1 protein-coding gene is annotated in these 891 nt (G+C 56.2%); it reads left to right on the plus strand.

Annotation, left to right across the window (positions count from 1 at the left end; translation table 11 throughout):
- Positions 1 to 891, plus strand: an 891-nt coding sequence (locus B2R48_RS18275) for an Ig-like domain-containing protein (protein ID WP_297003288.1), incomplete at both ends; no start/stop codon positions are given.

Here is an 891-nt window from a genome sequence, read left to right on the forward strand (position 1 = left end):
TGCTTCAGGTAACGAAGACTCTGCGATTGCCCTCGACATTGATGCAGGTCTCACCGACAGCTCTCAAACTCTCACAGTCACGATAAGTGGTGTGCCGGACGGTGCGACCCTTTCTGCCGGTACCGATAATGGTGACGGGACGTGGACGCTGGGTTCCGATCAGCTTGACGGTTTGAGCATTACCCCGCCGGATGACTTCAGTGGTTCGTTTGATCTTGCTGTAACGGCGACATCTGTGGATGGCTCAGATGTTGCGACTACGACAGGATCTATCACGGTTGATGTCGATGGTGTTGCGGATGCCCCGACGCTGGATGTATCGGACGCGACCGGCAACGAAGATTCAGCCATTGCCCTTGATATCGACGCAGGTCTGGCGGACAGTTCTGAAACCCTGACCGTGACCATCTCCGGTGTACCGGATGGTGCAACTTTGTCTGCCGGTACCGATAATGGTGACGGCACCTGGACGCTGGGTTCCGATCAGCTTGACGGTTTAAGCATTACCCCGGCTGAGGACTTCAGTGGATCGTTTGATCTGGATGTGACGGCGACATCTGCCGATGGTTCGGATGCTGCGACTACGACAGGATCAATCACCGTTGACGTTGATGGCGTTGCAGATGCGCCGACGCTGGATGTGTCCGATGCGTCGGGCAACGAAGACTCCGCCATTGCGCTTGATATCGATGCAGGTCTGACGGATGCCAGCGAGACGCTGACGATGACAATCTCCGGTGTACCGGATGGTGCAACTTTGTCTGCCGGTACCGATAATGGTGACGGTACCTGGACGCTGGGTTCCGATCAGCTTGAGGGTTTGAGCATTACGCCACCGGATGACTTCAGCGGATCGTTTGATCTGGGTGTGACGGCGACATCTGCCGATGG

This window comes from Thalassospira sp. UBA848 (assembly GCF_002295455.1).
Taxonomy (GTDB): Bacteria; Pseudomonadota; Alphaproteobacteria; order Rhodospirillales; family Thalassospiraceae; genus Thalassospira.